Genomic DNA, 1,450 nt, shown 5'->3' on the forward strand with positions numbered 1-1,450 from the left:
TGCAATGCCCCCAAAAAGTTAGACACTTTCTGGGGGCATTTTTATGAGAAAAAACAAAAAACATAGTTTGGAATTCAAACTTAGTATTGTCGATCGGATCGTTCAAGGTCACGGTTCAGTAAGAACCATTTCTAAAGAACATTCCCTATCCCATGATATGGTCAGGCGTTGGCAAAAGCAATTCGAATCGTTTGGCATTGAAGGCTTAAAGCCCCGCGGAGTTAATACGGTATATCCACAGTCCTTTAAAATCTCCGTGCTCCAAACAATCCAAGAAGAAAATCTATCTTTGATGGAGGCCATGCTGCGCTTCAATCTTCCGAGCCCTTCTATTATCGTTAATTGGCGGAAGCAGGTTGAAGCACATGGTTTTGAGGGGCTAAAGCCCCAGGTTAAAGGCCGGGCACCGATGGAAAAGAACGACAAATCACCCAACAAACGAAAGAAGCGAGCTTCTAAGGTTCCCCTGACTAAGGAAGAGCAACTTCAGCAGGAACTCGAGTACCTACGTGCGGAAAATGCTCTGCTAAAAAAGTTACATGCCTTAGTTCAAAAAGACAGCAAACGCAAGCCATAATGGAACTAAGGCCAAGGTTTAGCTTAGAGATTCTTCTGAGCTGCATGAAAATGGCAAGGAGTACTTTCTATTATTATCTCAAACATGGTAATCGACAGGACAGATATACTCAGCTCAAAGAGATGATCAAAAGCACCTATATTGTTCATAAGGGAAGGTATGGATACCGTCGGATCACCCTGAGTATTCGTAAGGATGGATATAAAATAAACCACAAGACTGTCTATAGATTGATGGGGGACCTCGGTCTGAAAAGTTCGATCAGGGTTAAAAAATACCGTTCTTACAGGGGAGAACACGGAAAGATAGCGCAAAACGTCCTTGAGAGAAACTTTAAAGCTGTGAAACCTTTTCAAAAATGGTCTACCGATGTTACCGAATTCCGGGTAAAGGACAAAAAATTATATCTTTCACCGATCATCGACCTGTTCAATCAGGAGATCATTAGTTATAACTTAAGTGATCGACCAAACTTTCGTGGGATAATGGAGATGCTTGATAAGGCCATAGGAAAACTTGATACTGACTCTTCGGGACTCATTCTACATTCCGACCAAGGATGGCAGTACCAGATGGTACAATACCAAAAAAAACTACAACGAAACGGGATTATACAGAGCATGTCCCGAAAAGGCAATTGCCTGGACAATGCCATAATCGAGAACTTTTTTGGTACCTTGAAATCAGAACTCTATTACCGGAATAAATATGAATCAAGTGATCAACTTAAAAAAGATATCAGAGAATATATCGAATATTATAATAACAACAGGATAAAACTCAATTTAAACGGAATGAGCCCGATGGAATATCGAGCTCATTACAATAACAAATCTAATAACTAAATTTGTCTAAACTTTTGGGGGCACTCTA

General features: G+C 40.3%; 2 protein-coding genes. Both read left to right on the forward strand.

Annotated features, from left to right (window positions below; genetic code table 11):
• Nucleotides 1-43: 43 nt before the first annotated feature.
• The gene (locus JKG61_RS22735) at nucleotides 44-577 is read left to right on the forward strand and encodes a helix-turn-helix domain-containing protein (RefSeq protein WP_262896225.1); all 534 of its coding nucleotides are present in this window, start codon (nucleotides 44-46) and stop codon (nucleotides 575-577) included.
• Nucleotides 577-1,422, forward strand: coding sequence for an IS3 family transposase (locus JKG61_RS22740; protein WP_237249594.1), 846 nt, complete (start codon nucleotides 577-579; stop codon nucleotides 1,420-1,422). The genes JKG61_RS22735 and JKG61_RS22740 overlap by 1 nt, the downstream gene beginning before the upstream one ends.
• Nucleotides 1,423-1,450 lie beyond the last annotated feature (28 nt).

The organism is Sphingobacterium faecale, assembly GCF_016746095.1.
Classification (GTDB): domain Bacteria; phylum Bacteroidota; class Bacteroidia; order Sphingobacteriales; family Sphingobacteriaceae; genus Sphingobacterium; species Sphingobacterium faecale.